Annotated in this window: 14 protein-coding genes and 1 riboswitch; of the genes, 3 read left to right on the top strand and 11 right to left on the bottom strand. The window is 65.0% G+C overall.

All coding sequences use genetic code 11. The features are described from left to right. Positions 1-50: 50 nt before the first annotated feature. The 3 genes from rplU to G6R19_RS08485 all read right to left on the bottom strand — a co-directional run bounded on the left by rplU (position 51) and on the right by G6R19_RS08485 (position 5,870). Positions 51-359, bottom strand: coding sequence for a 50S ribosomal protein L21 (gene rplU, locus G6R19_RS08475; RefSeq protein ID WP_142045052.1), 309 nt, complete (start codon positions 357-359; stop codon positions 51-53). Positions 360-622: 263 nt separating this feature from the next. Continuing rightward, positions 623-2,146, bottom strand: coding sequence for a bifunctional hydroxymethylpyrimidine kinase/phosphomethylpyrimidine kinase (gene thiD / locus G6R19_RS08480; RefSeq protein WP_163164167.1), 1,524 nt, complete (start codon positions 2,144-2,146; stop codon positions 623-625). A gap of 7 nt (positions 2,147-2,153) precedes the next feature. Further along, positions 2,154-2,251: riboswitch (TPP riboswitch) on the bottom strand. A gap of 160 nt (positions 2,252-2,411) precedes the next feature. Then, on the bottom strand, positions 2,412-5,870 hold the full coding sequence (locus G6R19_RS08485) for an Rne/Rng family ribonuclease (RefSeq protein WP_163164075.1): 3,459 nt from the start codon (positions 5,868-5,870) through the stop codon (positions 2,412-2,414). Positions 5,871-6,321: 451 nt separating this feature from the next. Between G6R19_RS08485 and G6R19_RS08490 the strand changes: the two genes are divergently transcribed. Next, entirely contained in the window at positions 6,322-7,005 is a 684-nt protein-coding gene (locus G6R19_RS08490) for a vitamin K epoxide reductase family protein (RefSeq protein WP_163164076.1), read from the top strand. 81 nt (positions 7,006-7,086) lie between these two features. Here the strand turns inward: G6R19_RS08490 and ndk are convergent, their stop codons facing one another. From ndk to ileS, 4 genes are read right to left on the bottom strand one after another with little or no spacing between them, the layout of a single operon-like run. Next, entirely contained in the window at positions 7,087-7,506 is a 420-nt protein-coding gene (gene ndk / locus G6R19_RS08495) for a nucleoside-diphosphate kinase (RefSeq protein ID WP_104998214.1), read from the bottom strand. A gap of 54 nt (positions 7,507-7,560) precedes the next feature. Next, complete coding sequence (locus G6R19_RS08500) at positions 7,561-8,028, bottom strand: DUF4233 domain-containing protein (protein WP_163164077.1); 468 nt, start codon at positions 8,026-8,028, stop codon at positions 7,561-7,563. Positions 8,029-8,031: 3 nt separating this feature from the next. Next, on the bottom strand, positions 8,032-9,390 hold the full coding sequence (locus G6R19_RS08505) for a folylpolyglutamate synthase/dihydrofolate synthase family protein (protein WP_163164078.1): 1,359 nt from the start codon (positions 9,388-9,390) through the stop codon (positions 8,032-8,034). A 3-nt stretch (positions 9,391-9,393) separates the two neighbouring features. Beyond that, a complete protein-coding gene (gene ileS, locus G6R19_RS08510; RefSeq protein WP_163164079.1) occupies positions 9,394-12,741 on the bottom strand; it encodes an isoleucine--tRNA ligase in 3,348 nt (1,115 codons plus the stop codon). Positions 12,742-13,102: 361 nt separating this feature from the next. Between ileS and G6R19_RS08515 the strand changes: the two genes are divergently transcribed. Then, positions 13,103-14,113 carry an endonuclease/exonuclease/phosphatase family protein gene (locus tag G6R19_RS08515; RefSeq protein WP_163164080.1) on the top strand — a complete coding sequence of 337 codons (1,011 nt, stop codon included), beginning with the start codon at positions 13,103-13,105 and terminating at the stop codon, positions 14,111-14,113. Here the strand turns inward: G6R19_RS08515 and G6R19_RS08520 are convergent. Next, positions 14,110-14,868, bottom strand: coding sequence for an SDR family oxidoreductase (locus tag G6R19_RS08520; protein WP_163164081.1), 759 nt, complete (start codon positions 14,866-14,868; stop codon positions 14,110-14,112). The genes G6R19_RS08515 and G6R19_RS08520 overlap by 4 nt on opposite strands. Before the next feature lie 116 nt (positions 14,869-14,984). Between G6R19_RS08520 and valS the strand changes: the two genes are divergently transcribed. After that, positions 14,985-17,606 carry a valine--tRNA ligase gene (gene valS, locus G6R19_RS08525; protein ID WP_163164082.1) on the top strand — a complete coding sequence of 874 codons (2,622 nt, stop codon included), beginning with the start codon at positions 14,985-14,987 and terminating at the stop codon, positions 17,604-17,606. Positions 17,607-17,951: 345 nt separating this feature from the next. Here the strand turns inward: valS and G6R19_RS08530 are convergent, their stop codons facing one another. The 3 genes from G6R19_RS08530 to G6R19_RS08540 form a co-directional block, all read right to left on the bottom strand. Further along, positions 17,952-18,566 carry a DsbA family protein gene (locus tag G6R19_RS08530; RefSeq protein WP_163164083.1) on the bottom strand — a complete coding sequence of 205 codons (615 nt, stop codon included), beginning with the start codon at positions 18,564-18,566 and terminating at the stop codon, positions 17,952-17,954. 73 nt (positions 18,567-18,639) lie between these two features. Further along, on the bottom strand, positions 18,640-19,920 hold the full coding sequence (gene clpX, locus G6R19_RS08535) for an ATP-dependent Clp protease ATP-binding subunit ClpX (protein ID WP_163164084.1): 1,281 nt from the start codon (positions 19,918-19,920) through the stop codon (positions 18,640-18,642). Positions 19,921-20,095: 175 nt separating this feature from the next. Next, positions 20,096-20,755 (bottom strand): ATP-dependent Clp protease proteolytic subunit, encoded by a 660-nt coding sequence (locus tag G6R19_RS08540; RefSeq protein WP_013601337.1) that lies wholly within the window; start codon positions 20,753-20,755, stop codon positions 20,096-20,098. Between the last annotated feature and the right edge of the window lie 10 nt (positions 20,756-20,765).

The following is a 20,765-nucleotide window of genomic DNA, read 5'->3' on the forward strand; positions in this document are numbered from 1 at the left end:
CTGCCTCTAAATTCTGGGGATCTGCTGAAAAACCTGAACAGTAACGAAAGTTACTGGATACCAGTGATCTTGACCTTGGTCAGTTCCTGGCGGTGACCCTGGCGCTTCTTGTAACCGGTCTTGTTCTTGAACTTCTGGATCACAATCTTCGGACCACGGAGGTCGTTCAGGATCTCAGCCGTAACAGTTACCTTGGCCAGGTCAGCAGCGGCAGAGGTGACCTTGTCACCGTCAACCAGGAGCAGTGCGGGCAGCTGAATGGTGCTGCCAGCTCCACCGGCGACGCGGTTCAGGGTAACGAAGTCTCCAACGGAAACCTTCTCTTGGCGGCCGCCTGCGCGGACAATCGCGTACACCACTTGGGAACTCACTTCTCTCGACGTTTATTACTAAATTTGCGTGCGGAACCGGCCTGTAAAAGCCTGGTTTCTCGCTGTGCCTCAACGCCGTGGGGTCATAACCCAAGTGTTGGCGTAAGCACCGAAGATCTAGAATACGCTAATTTTGCCTTCGGCCGCAAATGAGGCTGGTTCCGGTGGGTGGACTGTGATAGGTGCCACAGTTCAACTCCGGCGTCCGCACCGTGCCCCACCATAGTACCGGCAAGGCCACGGGCAGTGCGTCAGGAGTACAGGCGCGGCGCGTCGAAGAAGTCCACTTCCAGGCGGCAGGACTGCCTAAACGCCGTAACCATGCCTGCCCGGTCCGCGGCCGAGGCCACGCGCGCCGCTTCGTCCACGATCGCAATGGCCCTGCGGGTGGCAGCTGCGAAGTCTTGGTCAGCGTAGGTGCGCAGCCAGTCCGCGTACGGGTGCGCCGACGGTTCACCGGCGGCAACGAACCGGGCGTGAAGCGTTGCGCCCACCTCGGCGTAGAGCCAGAAGCAGGGCAAAACGGCCGCCGCCAGGACCGCATAACTGCCCGACGCCGATGCCGCCGTCAGGTGGTCCACATAGGACTTCGTAACAGGGCCAAGCCCGGGCTGCACGGTGCGCGTGCCCAGCCAGGTGCGGTGCAGCTCCGACTCGACTTCCAGGCACTGCCGGGCAGAGGCCGTCCAGAAGAGCTGCTCCGCCTCGGTGGGTGCCAGTGCACTGGCCCTGGCCAGCACGCGCGAATAGCCGTTGAGGTAGATGGCATCCTGCGCGAAGTAGTACGCGAACTCCTTCTCGCCCAGGCTGCCCGAGGCCAGGTTGCGGATGAAGTCCAGTGCATGGATGTCGTCCAGGTCCTGCTGCGCCTCACGCCAGAGTATTGCGGCGAAGCTCCCTTCGGAAAGCAGCGGCTGCTGGTGGTGGAAGTGGTGCACCGGCCCGTTGCCTTTTCCCACCTCCAGTGATCCCGATGCCTCGAGCGCACCGGCCAGCCACGGTTTGACTTCACGGAGGGAAAGCTCCCAGTCCCCCAGCCGTGCCTGCGCCGCTGCCATGGCGGAGGACAGTGAACAGCCAGTGCCATGGCTGTTCCGCGTTGCCACGCGCTCCCCCGGCACAACCACCACTTCGTCGGACAGAAGGCCTGCGGTGTTAACCAACGCATCGGGGCACTCGCCGCCGACCAGGTGGCCGCCCTTGACCAGCACTGTGGCGCCGGTGGCAGCGGCGAGGGCGCGGCCTTGTTCCAGCGCCCCGGTCCAGGTGTCCTGCAGTTCGCCGCCAACGAGCATGGCGAGTTCCACCAGGTTGGGGGTGATGAGGTGGGCCAGCGGAAGGAGCGCGCGCAGTGCCGCTTCAGCGGATTCCTGCAGGAGCCGGTCGCCGCTGGTGGCGACCATCACCGGGTCCAGGACCACGACGGCGGGGCGCACCTTCCGGAGCCATGCCGCCACTGCCTCGATCACCTCGGCGCTGCCGAGCATTCCGATCTTCACGGCGTCGATGCCGATGTCGTCACTGACCGCATCCAGCTGCTCGCTCAGGAACGTTGCGGGCGGCACATGAACGGACCGGACTCCGCGGGTGTTCTGGGCGGTCAGGGCAGTGATGGCAGCCATCCCGTAGCCGCCCAGCGCAGCGATGCTCTTCAAATCGGCTTGGATACCGGCGCCGCCGGAAGGATCGGAGCCTGCTATGGAAAGGACCCGGGGTACGGGCCGGCCTGGGCGTGGTGGTGCCGCAGGGAATATTGCCGAGGTGGCAGTGGGCATTACAAGGGTCGTAGACAAGAGACATCCCTTCGCCGGTGCTAGCCGGACAGGTTCAACGGGTGTGAATCTCAGCCGGCTCTCTGCGCGGCACCCCGTGTCGGTTCCCCAGCCTAGCTTTTTTGCCTGGCACAGGCCGAAGGTGACACATTGCGACCGGGCGCCGTGCCTTGAAATGCCGCACTGCCGTTGCATCGCTGGCCTTACACACGAAGATGCCCGGCCGGCCACTGTTGTGGCTGGCCGGGCATTTACTTGCCGGTGGCGCTTAGAGCTCCGAGGCCGGAACCCCGACGCCCAGGATGATGGGCGTCTCGGCCGGCTTCGCGGTGCCGGCATTGCCGTCAATGGAGCCGCCGGCACGGGCCGGCTCCGGGGCCTTCGCCTCGTGGGTATGCCCCGTGCCGGCTGACGCCACGTTTTCGTGATGCTGCACAGTGGTTTCGTTGGCAGCTCCCTGGGCACGGCTGGCACTGCGGTTGCGCCGCGGCCGGCGCTGCCGGGACTGCTCCAGCGTGTGGTCGCTGTAGTCCTTCGCCGGTGCTGCAGCAGCGGGCGCCTGTACGGGCGCCGCCGACTGCACGGGCTCCACCGGCTTCTGCTCCGGTTCTGCCTGCTCTGGCTGGTCTTCGGCAGGCGCCGGCTGGCCAAGGTGGGCGAAGGCCTCAGCAAGCCGGTCCAGGGTCAGGGCCGGCTTCTGCTGCTGCTCTTCAGCGTGCTCAACGAACGGCAACACCACCTTCTCGCCGCCGAAGGTCAGCACGGCAGCGTGACGCGCTTCGTCGTCGCGCTTTGCAGCCTCGGCTGCGGAGGCAGCGGCGGGCTGGTCAGCGGCCGCCTGCTTGGCTGCCGCCACTTCGTCGTCGTGCAGGTGGGCTGCATGTGCGGCGGCGGCAATGTTGGCAAGGGCCAGCCTTGTGGCCTCCGCCTTGGCATGCCGTTCAGCGTCCGAGGGGTCAGGGTGCACCGTGTGGACGTGCACGGCTGCTGCTGCTGCCGGGGCAACCTCCGGCTGCTGGCCACCACGGCCCCGCCGGCGTTTGCGGTCCGGGCGCGCGCCGGGCTGGTTGTTGTCGACGCGCTGGGCGTCGTTGCGGTGGCCTTCGCTGCGGGCCTCCGGCCTGCTGTCGGTCCGCTGGATGTGGTGCTCGGCGGCCACAATGTTGGCCCGCCGGTGCTCCACGGGGTCGTCGTGGGTGACCACGCCGCGGCCCGCGCACGCTTCGCACTGCTCGCCGAAGACTTCGAGGAGCCCGGTACCCATCCGCTTGCGCGTCATCTGCACCAAGCCGAGTGACGTAACTTCCGCAACCTGGTGCTTGGTGCGGTCGCGGCCCAAGCATTCCACCATACGGCGGAGCACGAGGTCGCGGTTGGATTCCAGGACCATGTCGATGAAGTCGATGACGATGATGCCGCCGATATCGCGGAGGCGGAGCTGGCGGACAACTTCTTCCGCAGCCTCAAGGTTGTTTTTGGTCACCGTCTCTTCGAGGTTGCCGCCGCTGCCCGTGAATTTGCCGGTGTTGACGTCCACTACGGTCATGGCCTCCGTGCGGTCAATCACCAGCGAACCGCCCGAGGGCAGGAAGACCTTGCGTTCGAGTGCCTTGTGGATCTGCTCGTCGATGCGCCAGGCGGCGAAGATGTCCTGGTCCTTGGTCCACTTCTCCAGACGGCCCACCAGGTCCGGCGCTACGTACGTAACGTAGGCCTCGATGGTGTCCCAGGCTTCCTCACCTGAGACGATCAGCTTGGAGAAGTCCTCGTTGAAGACGTCGCGGACCACCTTGATGGTGAGGTCCGGTTCGCCGTAGAGCAGTTCAGGGGCAAGGATCTTGGTGGATTTCGACTGGCTCTCGATGCCCTCCCACTGTGCGCGCAGCCGGTTGATGTCGTGCGTCAGCTCTTCCTCGGAAGCACCCTCTGCGGCGGTCCGGACAATCACGCCGGCCTGCTCGGGGAGGCGGTCCTTGAGGATGCGCTTGAGGCGGTTGCGTTCGACGTCGGGCAGCTTGCGGGAGATACCGGTCATGGAACCGCCGGGCACGTACACAAGGTAGCGGCCGGGCAGCGAGATCTGGCTGGTCAGGCGGGCGCCCTTGTGTCCCACGGGGTCCTTGGTCACCTGGACCAGGACTGTATCGCCCGATTTGAGGGCGTTTTCGATGCGCCGCTGCTTGCCCTCGAGGTTCACCGCTTCCCAGTTCACCTCGCCGGCGTACAGGACGGCGTTTCGGCCGCGTCCGATGTCCACGAAGGCAGCTTCCATGGAGGGCAGCACGTTCTGGACCTTGCCCAGGTACACGTTGCCGATCAGGGAATCCTGCTGGGTCTTTGATACGAAGTGCTCGGCCAGGACACCGTCTTCGAGGACGGCGATCTGGATTCTGTCGTCGCGCTGGCGCACGATCATCTGCCGGTCAACGGACTCGCGGCGTGCCAGGAACTCGGCTTCGGTGATGACGGTGCGGCGGCGGCCGGTGTCGCGGGACTCGCGCCGGCGCTGCTTCTTCGCCTCCAGGCGGGTGGAGCCCTTCACGCTGGTAACCCGGTTGTTGACCGCGGACTCGGTGACCGCCCGCGGAGCGCGGACGCGGGTGACGGTGTTGGGCGGATCGTCATCCCCGCCGCCGGTCAGCTCAAGGTCCTGGTCCCCGCGGCGGCGGCGACGGCGGCGACGGGACGTCACGCCTTCTTCGACCTGCCCCGCAGACTCCTCGTCGGCGTCGTCGGAGGTATCGACGTCGGCACCTTCGCCGCCTTCAAGGTCGGCGTCAGCTTCACGCTCACCGGTGCGGCTGCGTCCGCGGCGTCCGCGGCCCCGGCGCCTGCGGCGGCCCGCGTCCTCCGAATCGATCTCGTCGGCGTCGTCCTCGTCTGCTTCCTCAACAGCGGCGGGAACCGGACGCACCACGGTGCTCAGGTCCGGTGCCTGGAACAGCACGGACGTGGGAGAGGCAGGTTCCATAAACAGGGTGCCGAAGGGGCTGGAAGGAGCCGCGGGCGCCTGCTCAGCCGACGCTGCTTCTGCGGGGCCCTCTTCTTCGGCGGCCTCTTCTTCGGTGGTTTCCATCGGTGCAGCCGCATCGGCTGCTGGTACCTCAGCGGCACCTGCTGCTGCCGGGGCGGCAACTGCCTCAACCGGTTCGGGCTTCCCGGCTGCAACCACGCCGGCCTCTTCAGCCAGCGGGGCTTCGGCTGCCTGCACATCCGCCGGTTCCGCTTCGGCGGCAGGGGCGGAGGTCTTCCGGGTGGCGACCCGACGGCGGCGGACGGGCTTCGTTTCGGCGGCCTCGACGACGGGCTCCCCGGCCGGTACGTCAGAAGTGTCGGCGTCAGCACCGGCAGCGGCCTCGACGCCGGGGGCTGCTTCCGGTTCTGCCGCTGCCGTTTCTGCCTCTGGGGATTCTGCCTCTGCGGATCCTGCCTCTGGGGCGAAAGCCGGGAGAGGTTCGGCGGTGTCCGCCTTCTTCCGGGCGCGGGTCCGCCGGACGGGAGCCTTGGCCTCCGGGGCGCCGGAATCGGCAGGTCCGGTACCGGGTGCGCTGACTTCGGGGGCATCGACGCCGGCCGGCGCGCCTTCCGGAGTGCCGGTTCCGGTGACGTCGGTTTCCGGGATCAGGGCCCCGGCCTTCCGGCGCGTCCTCGTGGCCTTCTTGGGTGCAGCGTCTGCCTCCGTGGCCGCTGCTGCGTCGTTAACGGCTAAAACTTGTTCATTATCCATATGTGGCAACACTCCTGCCCCTGACGTACCGCCACATCCGGCACCCATTGGGGCACATATTGTCAAAACCCGCAGGCGTTGACAGAAGTCAAGTGGATACCCCCAGGTTCGCACCGGCAGTGGGGTGCGGCAGCCCGTGGGGGCCGGCGGGATGTTCTGAAACCCGTTGTTCTACGTGCTACAACCAGGTGCCGCTCAATGGAGTCGCGGGAGACTGCGTCGGTGGAACCGATGCCTGCCCTGCTCGTCATTGGCGGTCTTGGGAACAAGCCACCGGACCGGAGTCCGAATGTGGATCGGCTTCCAGCCACGTTCATTCTCTCATACCCGGGCTAAATCCCGGCGGAGGCAGCACCAAACGCGCTGGCCCCTCCTCCTCGTCTGGACGGCCCTTCCAGCCTCCGGCGTTACAATCAGGCAAGGAGCACCGGATGAAAAGGACGCCACACCAATGCCCAGCATCTCCCCCCTCAGCGGCACCCCTGCCCAGGAACGGAGCCTGAACCACCACAGCGATCCGGCAGGAAGGGAAGCAGCAACTGTCCCGGCGATGACCCGTAACCGGCCCTTTGGCTGGCTGCTGGTGATCACGGGGGCCATCGGCTGGCTCGCCTCCGGAACCCTGGTGCTGGAAAAGCTTGCAGTGCTTCAGGATCCCAACCACACCACGGTGTGCGACGTGAATCCCTGGATTTCCTGCGGCGACGTGATGAAAACATGGCAGAGCTCGCTGTTCGGCTTCCCGAACATGTTCATTGGCATCGTGGCCTTCGCCGTCATCATCACCGTGGGCATGGCGCTGCTGTCCGGGGCCACCTTTGCCCGCTGGTTTTGGGTGGGCTTACAGACAGGCGTCACGTTGGGCTTTGCCTTTGTGGTGTGGCTGTGGTCGCAGGCGCTCTACGACATCCACATCCTGTGCCCGTTCTGCATGATTGTCTGGGCGGCCATGATTCCGCTGTTCGTCTGGGTGACCATCCGGAACGTGACCGCCGGCGTGATTCCGGTTCCGGAAAACGCGGCCCGCGTCCTGGGTGACTCCGGCTGGATCATCACTGCGCTTCTTTACGTGGCCGTCATCGCCACGATCTTCTTCGCCTTCATCCAGGTTTTCGCCGGAACCTCGGGGTTCTGACCCTGCCCCCAAACTCCGAGGAGTGACAGATAAGGCCGATGTTCTTCATGAACATCGGCCTTATCTGTCATACCGGTGAAGCTACGCCTGGAACCAGATCTTGATCTCGCGCTCAGCGGAATCGGTGGAGTCGGAGCCGTGGACCAGGTTCTGCTGGACCTTCAGGCCCCAGTCGCGGCCGAAGTCGCCGCGGATGGTGCCGGGCGCTGCCGTGGTGGGGTCGGTGGTGCCGGCCAGGGAGCGGAAGCCTTCGATGACGCGGTGGCCTTCGAAGATGGCTGCCACCACAGGGCCGGAGAGCATGAATTCCACCAGGGGCTCGTAGAAGGGCTTGCCTACGTGCTCCTCGTAGTGCTGCTCCAGCAGCTCACGTGAGGCGTCTACCTTCTTCAGCTCGGCCAGGGTGTAGCCCTTGGCTTCGATCCGGGCCAGGATGGCCCCGGTGAGGTTGCGGGCGACGCCGTCGGGCTTGATCAGGACGAGGGTGCGCTCAGTAGTCACAACTGCTCCAATGCGTTGGTAAGGGATTTCGGGTCAAGTCTACGGGGACTTTGTTTACGGGGATGGAGGCTGCTGGCCGGGCCGGGCGGCCTGGTCCGGATGGGCGGCTTCCCATTCTGCCTGCTCGCGGGCCCGCTGCCCGGCTTCCCGGTCCAGCCGGATTCCGGTGCGGATCCCGTACCACCAGGCCACAGCGAACAGGCCGCCCACCAGGAACATGGCCGGCTCGAAGATGCCGGTGAGGATCAGGACGAGCTGAAGGATCCACCCGAGCCCGATGCCCCAATGCTTGGTGAGGAAGGCGCACGCGAGGATCATCACGACGCTCAGGGCGATGCCAACGCCGAGGATAACCGCAGGCGGGAACTCCCCGCGGCGCAGCCCGAACACGGCGAGCGTGGCAAAAAACATCACGAAGGCTTCCAGGAGCAGCACCGTGGAAGCGAACAGCACCTTGGTGGAGCGGCGTTTTTTGGGCATGCCAGGCCGCCATTCGCGCTGGGCCTTGGTCAGCTTGGCCATCGCCTACGCCTCCGTCTTCCCGAGCAGGATCCGCGCCTCGGCCACCAGGGTGATGGAACCGGTCACCAGCACGCCGCCGGAAAGGTCGTCGTTTGCCTCGGCGCGTTCCACGGCCCACTCCAGGGCGTCGTCGAGCTTCTCCGCGACGTGCACGTTGTCCTCGCCGAAACCGAGGTCGATGGCGAGCTCTGCGAGTTCAGTAGCAGGGACGGCACGCGGGGAGTTCGATTGGGTGAAGCAGTACTCCTCAGCCATCCCGCCGAGGGACTCCTTGAGCTGGCGGAGGATCTCCTCGGCGTCCTTCTCCTTGAGGATCCCCACCACCGGGACCAGCCTGGTGAAGGTGAAGGCCTCCTGGAGGGCCGCTGCGGACACTTTGACGCCGTCGGGGTTGTGGGCGGCGTCAACCACAATGGTGGGTGCCGTGCGCACCACCTCAAGCCGGCCCGGGGACGTGACCTCGGCGAAGCCTTCCTGCAGGACCTCGAATCCGAGTTCCTTTTCCCCGCCGAAGAACGCTTCGAGTGCAGCCACTGCCACTGCCGCATTCTGCCCCTGGTGGGCTCCATGAAGCGGCACGAGCAGATCCGTGTAGCGCCCCGCAATGCCCTGGATGGTGACCATCTGGCCGCCCACCGCCACGGTCCTCGATTCGACGCCGAACTCCACTCCCTCGAACTTGAAGGGCACGCCCACGTCCTTGGCCTTCTCCAGCAGGACCTGGGCTGCGTCCAGCGGCTGGGCGGCGCTGATGAGGTAGCCGCCAGGTTTGATGATGCCGGCTTTTTCGTAGGCGATGTCCTCGGTGGTGTCACCGAGGAGGTCAGTGTGGTCCAGGGAGATGGGGGTGACCACCGAAACCTGCCCGTCCCCCACATTGGTGGCATCCGTGATGCCGCCCAGGCCCACTTCGATGACCGCCACGTTGACGGGCTGGTCGGCGAAGATCGCAAAGCCCAGGATGGTGAGGCATTCGAAGTACGTGAGGCGCGGCTGCCCGTCGGCCTCCAGCTCCGAGTCCACAATCTGCAGGTACGGGCGGATTTCGTCCCAGATCCGGACGAACGTCTCATCCGATACCGGGTGCCCGTCAATACTGATGCGTTCGGTGACCTTGGACAGGTGCGGGCTGGTGTACCGCCCTGTGCTCAGGCCGTGGGCCCGTAGGACCGATTCGATCATGCGGGCGGTGGACGTCTTGCCGTTCGTTCCGGTGACGTGGATGATCGGGAAGGCCTTGTTCGGCTCCCCCAGCACGTCCATCGCCCGGAACAGCGGGGCAAGCCGCGGTTCCATCTTGTTTTCCGGCGCCCGGCCCAGCAGTTCGGCGTAGACGCTCTCTACGGAAAATTCGTCAGTCATGGATTATGCCTCTACTTTTTCGACGGCGATCTGCGGCTCGGTGCCATCGCCGCTGGAATGCAGGCCAAGCTCCACGGTGAGGGTTTCGCTGACAATCAGGCCTTCATGGGCTTTCAAAGCGTCCACCACATCCTGGGCCGCGGTGATGCTGGTGCGGATCCGGTCGCTGACATTCAGTCCGGCATCCTTGCGTGCCTGCTGGATGGAACGGACCATGTCACGGGCCAGGCCTTCGGCCTCCAGCTCCGGGGTGACCTCGGTGTTGAGGACCACGAACCCTCCCCCGGGCAATACTGCGACAGCCAACGATGCAGTGGCGCTGCCGCTCTCAGACTCCGCCACTACTGTCTCCAGTGTGTACTCCTGCGGTTCCAGCTGGAGCCCGCCTGAAACGACGACATCGTCGCCGTTGATATTTTGGACGGACCAGTCACCGGACTTGGCGCCCTTGATGGCGGCCTGGACGTTCTTGCCCAGGCGCGGACCGGCAGCGCGGGCGTTGACCACCAGCTTCTGCTGGATCCCGAACTCCTCCGGGGAGGCCGTGGCTGCATCCAGCAGGCGGACCGAACGGAGGTTGAGTTCATCGGCCACGACGGCGGCGAAACCGCCCAGCGCGTCAGCACCGGGTGCCACGACCGTGAGTTCCTGCAGCGGCAGGCGGACGCGGAGGTTCGCTGCCTTGCGGAGCGAGGAACCGGTGGAGCAGATCTGCTGGACCTTGTCCATGGCCTGCACCAGGTCGGGGTTGGCCGGGAACAGGTCCGCATCCGGCCAGTCGGCCAGGTGCACGGAGCGGCCGCCGGTGAGACCGCGCCAGATTTCCTCGGAGACCAGCGGCAGGAGGGACGCCGCTACGCGGGTAACTGTTTCCAGTGCGGTGAACAGGGCGTCGAACGCGTCCTTGTCCTCGTCGAAGAACCGCTGCCGGCTCCGGCGGACGTACCAGTTGGTGAGCATGTCCAGGTAGCTGCGCAGTTCATCGCAGGCCCCGGAGATGTCGTAGGTGTCCAGCTGCGCGGTCATGTTCCGCACCAGTTCGCCGGTGTTGGCCAGCAGGTACTGGTCCAGCGTGTCAGCGTAGCCGTCGTAGCGGAGCTTCGCGTCGTAGCCTTCCCCGCCGTTGGAGGCGTTGGTGTAGAGCGTGAAGAAGCTGTACACGTTCCACAGCGGCAGGATCACCTGGCGGACGCCGTCGCGGATTCCCTGTTCGGTGACCACCAGGTTGCCGCCCCGGAGGATGGGGCTGGACATCAGGAACCAGCGCATGGCGTCCGAGCCGTCGCGGTCCAGCACCTCGGAGACGTCCGGGTAGTTGCGCAGGCTCTTGGACATCTTCTGTCCGTCCGAACCGAGCACGATGCCGTGGCTGATGACGTTGCGGAAGGCCGGCCGGTCGAACAGGGCCGTGGAGAGGATGTGCAGCATATAGAACCAGCCGCGGGTCTGGCCGATGTACTCCACGATGAAGTCGGCCGGGTTGTGGGTATCAAACCAGGCTTCGTTCTGGAACGGGTAGTGCACCTGGCCGTACGGCATAGAGCCGGAGTCGAACCAGACGTCCAGCACGTCCTCGACGCGGCGCATCACCGATTGACCCTCTTCGGGGGTGCGGGGATCGTCCGGGTTGGGCCGGGTCAGTTCGTCGATGAACGGCCGGTGCAGGTCCACCTGGCCGTCCTTGTTCAGCGGGAGCCGGCCGAAGTCCGCCTCGATCTCGGCGAGTGAGCCGTACACGTCGGTGCGGGGGTATTCGGGGTCGCTGGACTGCCACACGGGGATGGGGCTGCCCCAATAGCGGTTGCGGCTGATGGACCAGTCGCGGGCGTTCTCCAACCACTTGCCGAACTGGCCGTCCTTGACGTTGCCGGGGATCCAGTTGATCGCCTGGTTCAACTCGGACATCCGGTCCTTGAACTTGGTGACCTCCACGTACCAGGAGGACACGGCCCGGTAGATCAGCGGGTTGCGGCACCGCCAGCAGTGCGGGTAGCTGTGCTCGTAGCTGGCCTGGCGCACCAGGCGGCCCTGGGCGCGCAGCACCTGGGTGATGGGCTTGTTGGCTTCGAAGACCTGCAGCCCCACGATTTCGTGCAGGTCGCCGTGCTTGAAGAGCGGGAGGAATTTGGCGCCCTCGTCGACGGACAGGATCACCGGGATGCCGGCCTCTTCGCAGACCTTCTGGTCATCCTCGCCGTAGGCAGGTGCCTGGTGGACGATGCCGGTGCCGTCCGTGGTGGTGACGTAATCGGCAACGAGGATCCGCCAGGCGTTCTCCATGCCGTATTTTTCGTTGTCGGCGAAGTCCTGCCACAGCGGCCGGTAGGCCAGGCCTTCCAGTTCCGCGCCCGTGTGGGTGGACACGACGGCGGCCTGTGCTGCCTCGAAATCGTCGTAGCCCAGGTCCTTGGCGTAGCTGGCGAGCAGGTCCGCGGCGAGCAGGAAGCTGCCGCTGACGGGTGCGTCCGCGGAGGCGGCCTTGATGCCGTTCGGGCCGGCGGGCAGCACGGCGTAGGTGATGGAAGGGCCGACGGCGAGCGCGGCGTTGGTGGGAAGGGTCCAGGGCGTGGTGGTCCAGGCGAGCGCCTGGACGCCGTCGAGCTGCCGGGACAGTTCGGACTCCCCTGCGGTGATGGGGAAGGTCACCGTGACGGTCTGGTCCTGGCGGTTCTTGTAGACGTCGTCATCCATGCGCAGTTCGTGGTTGGAAAGGGGGGTTTCGTCTTTCCAGCAGTACGGCAGTACACGGTAGCCGTTGTAGGTCAGGCCCTTTTCGTGGAGCTGCTTGAACGCCCAGAGGACCGACTCCATGTACTCGACATTGAGGGTCTTGTAGTCGTTGTCGAAGTCCACCCAGCGTGCCTGCCGGGTGACGTAGCTGCGCCATTCGTCGGCATACTTCATCACGGAAGCGCGGCAGGCGTCGTTGAACTTGTCGATGCCCATGGCTTCGATCTGGGTCTTGTCCGTCATGCCCAACTGCTTCATGGCTTCCAGCTCTGCCGGCAACCCATGGGTGTCCCAGCCGAAGCGCCGCTCCACGCGCTTGCCGCGCTGGGTCTGGTAGCGGCCCACGAGGTCCTTGGCGTATCCGGTCAGCAGGTGGCCGTAGTGCGGCAGGCCGTTGGCGAACGGCGGGCCGTCGTAGAACACGAACTCGTTGCTGCCTGGTTCACCGCCGGGGGCGTCCGCGCTGCGCTGGTCGATGCTGGCCTGGAAGGTGCCGTCCTGGTCCCAGTATTTGAGGATGCGCTCTTCGATTTCCGGGAACTTCACGGAAGCGGACACACCCGCGTTGCGGCTGGAAGAGGTGCCACTGGTAGAGGCTGAGGCCTTGGGGTAATACGTCATTCTCGACATCCTGGGTTGAGCTTGGCGAACTGCCGGCTTGCGCCGGACAGTTCCGTTCAGGATGCGAGGACGGCTGCCGTGGTGTCCTCCGGACCCCACGCTGACCGCGGTACCACCTCACTTACCGGCGCCGCCAGTTCCTTGGGAACGTGACTGCTCCGGCCTCTCATTACTGCTGTGACGGGCTTACCCGTCCGGTTCTACTGACGGTCCCCGCTGTGAGGCGGTTGGCGCGTTCTTCCGGAAGCTCACCGGTGATAGCCGGGTCATAGCCACTTTCGAGTCTACTATTTCCGCGGCGCCCAATGCCATTCCCGGCAGCGGGGCTGACGCAGGGAATGCTGTTGCCTAGACTCGCCTCATGACAGCTTCCGTCCGCCCCGCCGGAGGGACGCGCACAGCCGCTGTGTCCCGCTGGCTGTTCCTTCCCGCGGCCCTGCCGGTGGCGGTGATGTCGGTCTTCCGCGCTTTGCCGGCGGAATGGCCGGTGCTTGTGGTGCAGCTGCTGGCCTTTACGCCGTGGCTTGCGGTGCCGGCAACAGCATCACTTGTCCTGGCTTTTTTGGGGCGGAGCCGCTGGCAGCGGGTAGTGGTATTGGTCTTGATTGGGTGCCAGTCGTTCTGGCTCTTCCCCTTGGACATCCGGCAACCTGCCGCGGAAGCTGCCGAAACCACCACCAGGTTCGTTGCCATGACCATCAATGCGGAGGTGGGTGGTGCCGAGGCAAACGACATCGTTGCCCTGGTCCGCGACCGGCACGTGGACCTGCTGGTGGTGGAGGAGTACACACCGGATCTGGCAACCAGGCTGTCCGCCTCAGGGCTGGACGGACTGCTTCCGCACCGGGTTTCCCATCCCAAAGACGGGGCCGGCGGGAGCGCTATCTATTCCTCCTTCGGATTGAGGGAGGCCGGCGTGCTGCCGGTTACCCAGTTCACCATGCCGGTTGCCAGCCTTGACCTCGGCGATGCCCTGGATGGTGCAGCCCTGCGGGTGGTGGCCGTACACGCTGTAGCACCGGTGGGGGACGGAGTGGAGAAGTGGCGCAGTGACCTCAGGGAACTTGCCCGGATCGATACCGGTTCCGGACCGCTGCTGCTGGCCGGCGATTTTAATGCGACCTATGACCACGGGGAGTTCCGCAGCCTGCTGGACGGCTCCACCGGCCGCCGCAAGCTGGTGGATGTGGCATCGGCGCTGGGAAGCCGGTTGGTCCCCACATGGCCAACGCGGGGGTACCTGCTTCCCGGCGTCACGCTGGACCACCTGGTCACCAGCCCGGATCTTGCGGGGCGGGACTACTCGGTTCATCGGATCCGTGGGACCGACCACGCGGCAGTGGTGGCAACCCTTGAAGTCAGGGCTCCCTAGCCCCTACGGATCAGTTTGTGGTTTGCGGCCTGCGCCACAGGGCGGATCACGATCTGGTCCAGGTTGACGTGGTGCGGGGCTGTGACGGCGTACCGGACCACTTCCGCCACGTCTTCTGCCGTGAGCGGCTTCTCCACCCCCTGGTAGACCTTTTCGGCCGCCTGCCGGTCGCCCAGCCGGTTCAGCGCGAACTCCTCCGTGTACACCAGCCCCGGAGCCACTTCGATGACGCGGACGTTGTTCTCCGCTTCCTCCAGCCGCAGCGCCCCGGTCATGGCCTGCTGGGCAGACTTCGCAGCGTTGTAGCCGCCTCCGCCTTCATATGGAGCCAGCGCGGCAGTCGAGGTCAGGTTCAGCACGGTTCCCTCGCCGTGTGCGCGGAGCATCGGCAGGAACGCCCGGGTGAGCTTCATGGTGCCCAGCACGTTGACCCGGTACATCCATTCCCAGTCCTCGGTGCTCGCCTGGCCCACGGTGTCGGCGCCCCGGGCGCCGCCGGCGATGTTGATCAGGGTGTCTACTCCCCCGGCTTCCGTCACCCGGGCAAGCAGCCGGGACACGTCGTCGTCCTCGGAAATGTCGGCAGGAATTCCGACGGCGCCTGTCTGGGCTTCGAGGGCGGCGAGACGTTCTGCGCGGCGGGCCACCGCAAACACCGTCCACCCCTGCGCTGCCAGGGCGCGGACTGTTGCCTCCCCGATTCCACTGCTCGCGCCGGTCACCAAAGCTGCCTTTTTCTGGAAGTCCTGAGTCATGGCACCACCCTAGCGGCAGGCACCCGCAGCACGCCGCCAGATGACACATGGGGACCTTGGCGGCACGGGAGCGGCAGCCGACCGGCGGAAGGGCCCGTCCATGAAACAATTGTCGGATGGCTGAACACACGCAGGGTACAGACACGCCCACCACCGCCCCCATCAACGTTCCGGACAAACCTGCCCTCGAGGGCCTTGAAGCTGCCCTCACGCAGCGCTGGCTGGCCGAGGGGACCTACAAGTTCGATCGGGAGACCACCCGGGAACAGGTCTACTCGATCGACACTCCCCCTCCCACCGCGTCCGGATCGCTGCACGTGGGGCACATGTTCTCCTACACGCAGACCGACGTGCTGGCCCGCTACCAGCGTATGACCGGCAAGAACGTCTTCTATCCGATGGGCTGGGACGACAACGGCCTGCCCACCGAACGCCGCGTACAGAACTACTACGGCGTCCGCTGCGATCCCTCCATCCCGTACAACCCTGGCTACCAGCCGCCGGCGCAGCCTGCGAAGAACCAGCGGGACTTCGACGTCGTCTCCCGCCGCAACTTCATCGAGCTGTGTGAAGAGCTTGCTGTCGAGGACGAGAAGGTCTTCGAAAACCTCTTCCAGACCCTTGGCCTTTCCGTGGACTGGGAACTCACCTACCGCACCATCGACGACAACTCGCGGGCAGTCTCGCAGCGCGCCTTCCTGGCCAACCTCGCCGCCGGTGACGCGTACATGGCCGAAGCGCCGACGCTGTGGGACGTGACGTTCCGCACGGCAGTGGCTCAGGCGGAACTGGAGGACCGCGAGGTGCCCGGGGCGTACTACCGCTATCCGTTCTTCACCGAGGACGGGGAGAGGATCTACATCGAAACCACCCGTCCCGAACTGCTCGCGGCGTGCGCCGCGCTGGTGGCGAATCCCGACGACGAACGGTACCAGCCGCTGTTCGGCAAGAAGGTCACGTCCCCCGTGTTCGGCGTTGAGGTTGAGGTGAAGGCACACCCGCTCGCCAAAGCGGACAAGGGCTCCGGCATCGCGATGGTGTGTACCTTCGGTGACCTGACCGACGTCACCTGGTGGCGCGAACTGCAGCTTCCGACCCGCGCCATCGTGGGCCGGGACGGCCGAATCGTCAGCGAGGCTCCCGAGTGGATCACCACGGACATTGGCCGTGAAGCCTTCGCCGCGATTGCGGGCAAGACGGTCTTCAGCGCGAAGGAAGAGGTGGTGAAACTCCTCACCGCCGCCGACCTGCTGGATGGCGAGCCGAAGAAGATCATGCACCCCGTGAACTTCTACGAAAAGGGCGACAAGCCCCTTGAAGTTGTTACGTCCCGCCAGTGGTACATCCGGAACGGCGGCCGTGACGAGGACCGCCGGGAGCGGCTTATAGCCCGCGGGCAGGAGATCGACTTCCACCCCGCCTTTATGCGTTCACGGTACGAGAACTGGATTTCCGGGCTGAACGGTGACTGGCTGGTGTCCCGCCAGCGCTTCTTCGGCGTGCCCATCCCCGTCTGGTACCCGCTGGATTCCGACGGTAACCCGGACTACGACTCCCCTATCGTTCCGTCCGATGAGCAGCTGCCCGTGGACCCCGCCGCCGACGCCGCGCCCGGGTTCGACGAAGCGCAGCGCGATGTTCCCGGCGGCTTTACCGGCGACGCCGACATCCTGGACACTTGGGCCACGTCATCGCTGACTCCCAATATCGTGGGCGGCTGGAAGCGCGACGAGGACCTGTTCGCCAAGGTGTTCCCCTTTGACGTCCGGCCCCAGGGCCACGACATCATCCGGACCTGGCTTTTCTCGTCCGTGGTGCGTGCCGATGCCCTGGAGAACTGTGCGCCGTGGAAGCACGCTGCCATTTCCGGCTGGATCCTGGACCCCGACCGCAAGAAGATGTCCAAGTCCAAGGGCAACGTGGTGGTACCTACCGACGTGCTGGAGGAATACGGCTCCGATGCCGTCCGCTATTGGGCGGCCTCAGCCAAGCTCGGGGCAGACACCGCCTACGAGATTGCGCAGATGAAGATCGGCCGCCGTCTTGCGATCAAACTGTTGAACGCCTCGAAGTTTGTGCTGAACCTCGGCGCCACGGAGGCGTCAGTGCTGTCCGGTGACCTTTCGGTCCTGACCAACCAGTTGGACCGGGCCGTCCTTGCCCAGCTCGCGGAGGTTGTGGCCCAGTCCACCAAGGCGTTCGCGAACTACGATTACGCGCGCGCACTGCAGATCACCGAAAGCTTCTTCTGGCAGTTCACGGATGACTATGTGGAGCTCATCAAGGACCGGGCCTACGGGGCCGCGGGCGACGCCGAACAGGCTTCCGTCCTCGCAGCACTGGCCACCACCCTGGATACCCTGCTGCGCCTGTTCGCGCCGTTCCTGCCCTTCGCCACCGAAGAGGTCTGGGGATGGTGGCGCACCGGTTCTGTCCACCGCGCCCAGTGGCCCGCACCGTTGGACGTTCCGGGCGGTGACACCACGATGCTTGCAACCGTCGGTGTTGCCCTCAGTGGCGTCCGCAAGGCGAAGTCCGAAGCGAAGGTCAAGCAGCGTACCGAGGTCCTCTCGGCGACCATCACGGCTTCCGAGGCGCTGACCACGCAGCTGAAGGCTGGGCTGGCCGACCTCAAGGCCGCATCAAATGCCCGGGAAATCACGCTGCTGGTAGGCGACGGCGACCTGGCTGTCAGCGACGTCGCCCTGGCCACCACGGAGGAACCTGCCCAGGCCTGACCGTACTGCCGCCCGTTTTAGGGCAAAGGGGAAGCCCCATCAGCGTTTTGCCGTTGGTGGGGCTTCGACTTTTCGGCCATCCCGGTGACGTCTTTGATGGTCTGGCAGAATCCTCGGATCTTCAGGTCTTCCTACCTCGTCACTGGTAGCTTGCTTCTGACTTTGCCGATGGCTGCGTCGAAGACATATCACTGAATCTTTGGTTTCTGCGTCCCACTTCTTTCGAAGTGGGTAAAGACCATTCTTGTCCTGCCCCTCTGCAAGCGCAAGAGCCCCGGTAGAACTACAAACGAGTAGTTCTACCGGGGCTCTCTCTGTGCTGCCGGACCGGCGCGTGGAGCAGTCCTAGCTGAATTCGGGCCGCTCGGTGCGGCTGCGCTTCAGTTCGAAGAAGTGCGGGTACGACGCGAGGGCGGTGGTGGCGTCCCACAGCTTGCCGGCCTCTTCGCCGCGCGGGATGCGGGTGAGGACAGGTCCGAAGAACGCGGTTCCGTTGAAGGCCACCACAGGCGTCCCGACGTCCTGGCCCACCAGCGAGATGCCTTCCTCGTGGCTTGCGCGCAACTGGCCATCAAAGGTGTCAGTAGTGGCCGCGGATGCCAGCCCGGCGGGAAGACCGCATTCCGCCAGCGCCTTGGTGATGACAACGGAACGGTCCTTCTCGCCGCGCTCGTGGATCAGCGAACCCATGGCGTCATACAAGGCCTTGACCGCTTCCTGGCCGTGCTCCTGCTGCGCGGCGATGATGACGCGCACCGGGCCCCAGGCGTTGTCCATGGATTCGCGGTACGCGGGTTCCAGGTCGCGGCCCTCGTTCAGGACGGCGAGGCTCATGACATGCCAGACGGTTTCGATATCGCGGACGCCCTCCACTTCACCGATCCAGCGCGAGGTGATCCAGGCGAAGGGGCACAGGGGGTCAAACCAGAAATCGGCCTTGTTCAGTGCAGTGTCAGTCATAGGGGGTACTCCTTCAGGTGGCAGGCGGCCGCGCAGGGGGCAGCCGCATCTGACGGTGTGTTGCGCAAAATTATCAGGCAGACTTCCGGCGCTTGGCGACATGCGGGATCATTGTTGGCTCCGCGCCCTTCAGCACGACGTCCTCCGTGATGACCACACTGGCTACGTCCTCCCGGCTGGGCAGGTCGAACATCACGGGAAGCAGCACTTCCTCCATGATGGCCCGCAGGCCGCGGGCACCGGTGCCGCGCTCCAGCGCCTGCTCCGCGATGGCATCCAGGGCGGTGTCATCAAACACCAGTTCCACGCCGTCGATCTGGAACATCTTCTGGTACTGCTTCACCAGGGCGTTCTTGGGCGTGGAGAGGATCTGGATCAAGGCGTCGCGGTCCAGGTTGGACACGGTGGTGATCACGGGGAGCCGGCCGATGAATTCGGGAATGAGGCCGAACTTCAGCAGGTCCTCCGGCATCACTTCACCATAGGAGTCGATCTTCTTGCTGGCGTCGTTGAGCGGCGCGCCGAAGCCGATCCCCTTGCGTCCGGACCTGGAGCCGATGATCTCCTCGAGGCCGGCAAAGGCACCGGCGACGATGAACAGGACATTGGTGGTGTCGATCTGGATGAATTCCTGGTGCGGGTGTTTCCGGCCGCCCTGCGGAGGTACCGAGGCAACGGTGCCTTCCAGGATCTTCAGCAGCGCTTGCTGGACGCCTTCGCCCGAGACATCGCGGGTGATGGAGGGGTTCTCGCTCTTGCGGGAAATCTTGTCGATCTCATCGATGTAGATGATGCCCTGTTCGGCCTTTTTGACGTCGTAGTCCGCGGCCTGGATGAGCTTGAGGAGGATGTTCTCCACGTCCTCGCCCACGTAGCCGGCTTCGGTCAGGGCCGTGGCATCAGCTACGGCGAAAGGCACGTTCAGGCGGCGGGCGAGGGTCTGGGCCAGGTAGGTCTTGCCGCAGCCGGTGGGGCCGATCAGGAGAATGTTGGACTTGGCGATTTCAACGTCGTCGTGGTGGCCGCCTTCGGCCAGGCTTCCCGACTTCGGCGCGTGGCCGGCCTGGATCCGCTTGTAATGGTTGTAGACGGCGACAGCGAGGGAGCGTTTCGCAGGCTCCTGGCCGATGACGTATTCCTGCAGGAAGTCGAAGATTTCGCGCGGCTTGGGAAGCTCGAAGCTGCCAAGATCGGCAACCTCTGCCAGTTCCTCTTCGATGATTTCGTTGCAAAGCTCAATGCATTCATCACAGATGTAGACACCGGGCCCGGCAATGAGCTTGCGCACCTGCTTCTGGCTCTTTCCACAGAAAGAGCACTTCAGCAGATCCGTGCTCTCGCCAATCCGAGCCATATGTGAACCCCTTAGTATCTTGCTGCCAGGCAGCCTTGCACCGTTGCTGGAATCTCTACCAGCCTGCGTGGACCGGTGGTGACAACATCCACTCTAGGTCACATTCGCTCCCGAGGGTGGAAGGAAAAGGCCGGTGGAGCCAAATGATTGGCGCCACCGGCGCTTTACTTTACCGCTACCTGGTGATGGCCTGCGGTTTGATCTTGCGGGAATCCAGGACCTGGTCGATCAGGCCATAGACCTGGGCTTCTTCCGCGGTCAGGATCTTGTCGCGCTCGATATCGTTGTTGACCTGCTCCGACGTCCGGCCCGAGTGGTGCGCCAGCGTGTCCTCAAGCCAGGAACGCATGCGCATGACCTCGGCGGCCTGGATCTCAAGGTCGGAGGCCTGGCCGCCCTGGCCGCCGGACAGTGCCGGCTGGTGGATCAAGACGCGCGCGTTCGGGAGGGCAAGGCGCTTGCCCGGGGTGCCGGCCGCCAGCAGGACAGCAGCGGCACTGGCCGCCTGACCCAGGCACACGGTCTGGATCTCAGGGCGGATGTACTGCATGGTGTCGTAAATGGCCGTCATGGCGGTGAAGGATCCGCCCGGCGAATTGATGTAGAGCGTGATGTCGCGGTCCGGGTCCGTGGATTCCAGGACCAGCAGCTGCGCCATGATGTCGTCTGCGGAGGCGTCGTCCACCTGTACGCCGAGGAAGATGATGCGGTCCTCGAAGAGCTTGGTGTACGGGTCCTGGCGCTTGAAGCCGTACGGCGTGCGCTCCTCGAACTGGGGCAGGACGTAGCGGCTGGACGGAAGATTACCGGCGGACCACCCGAAGTTGTAGTTCATTTTCTTTGCT

Source organism: Arthrobacter sp. Alg241-R88 (assembly GCF_900537115.1).
Lineage (GTDB): Bacteria > Actinomycetota > Actinomycetes > Actinomycetales > Micrococcaceae > Arthrobacter.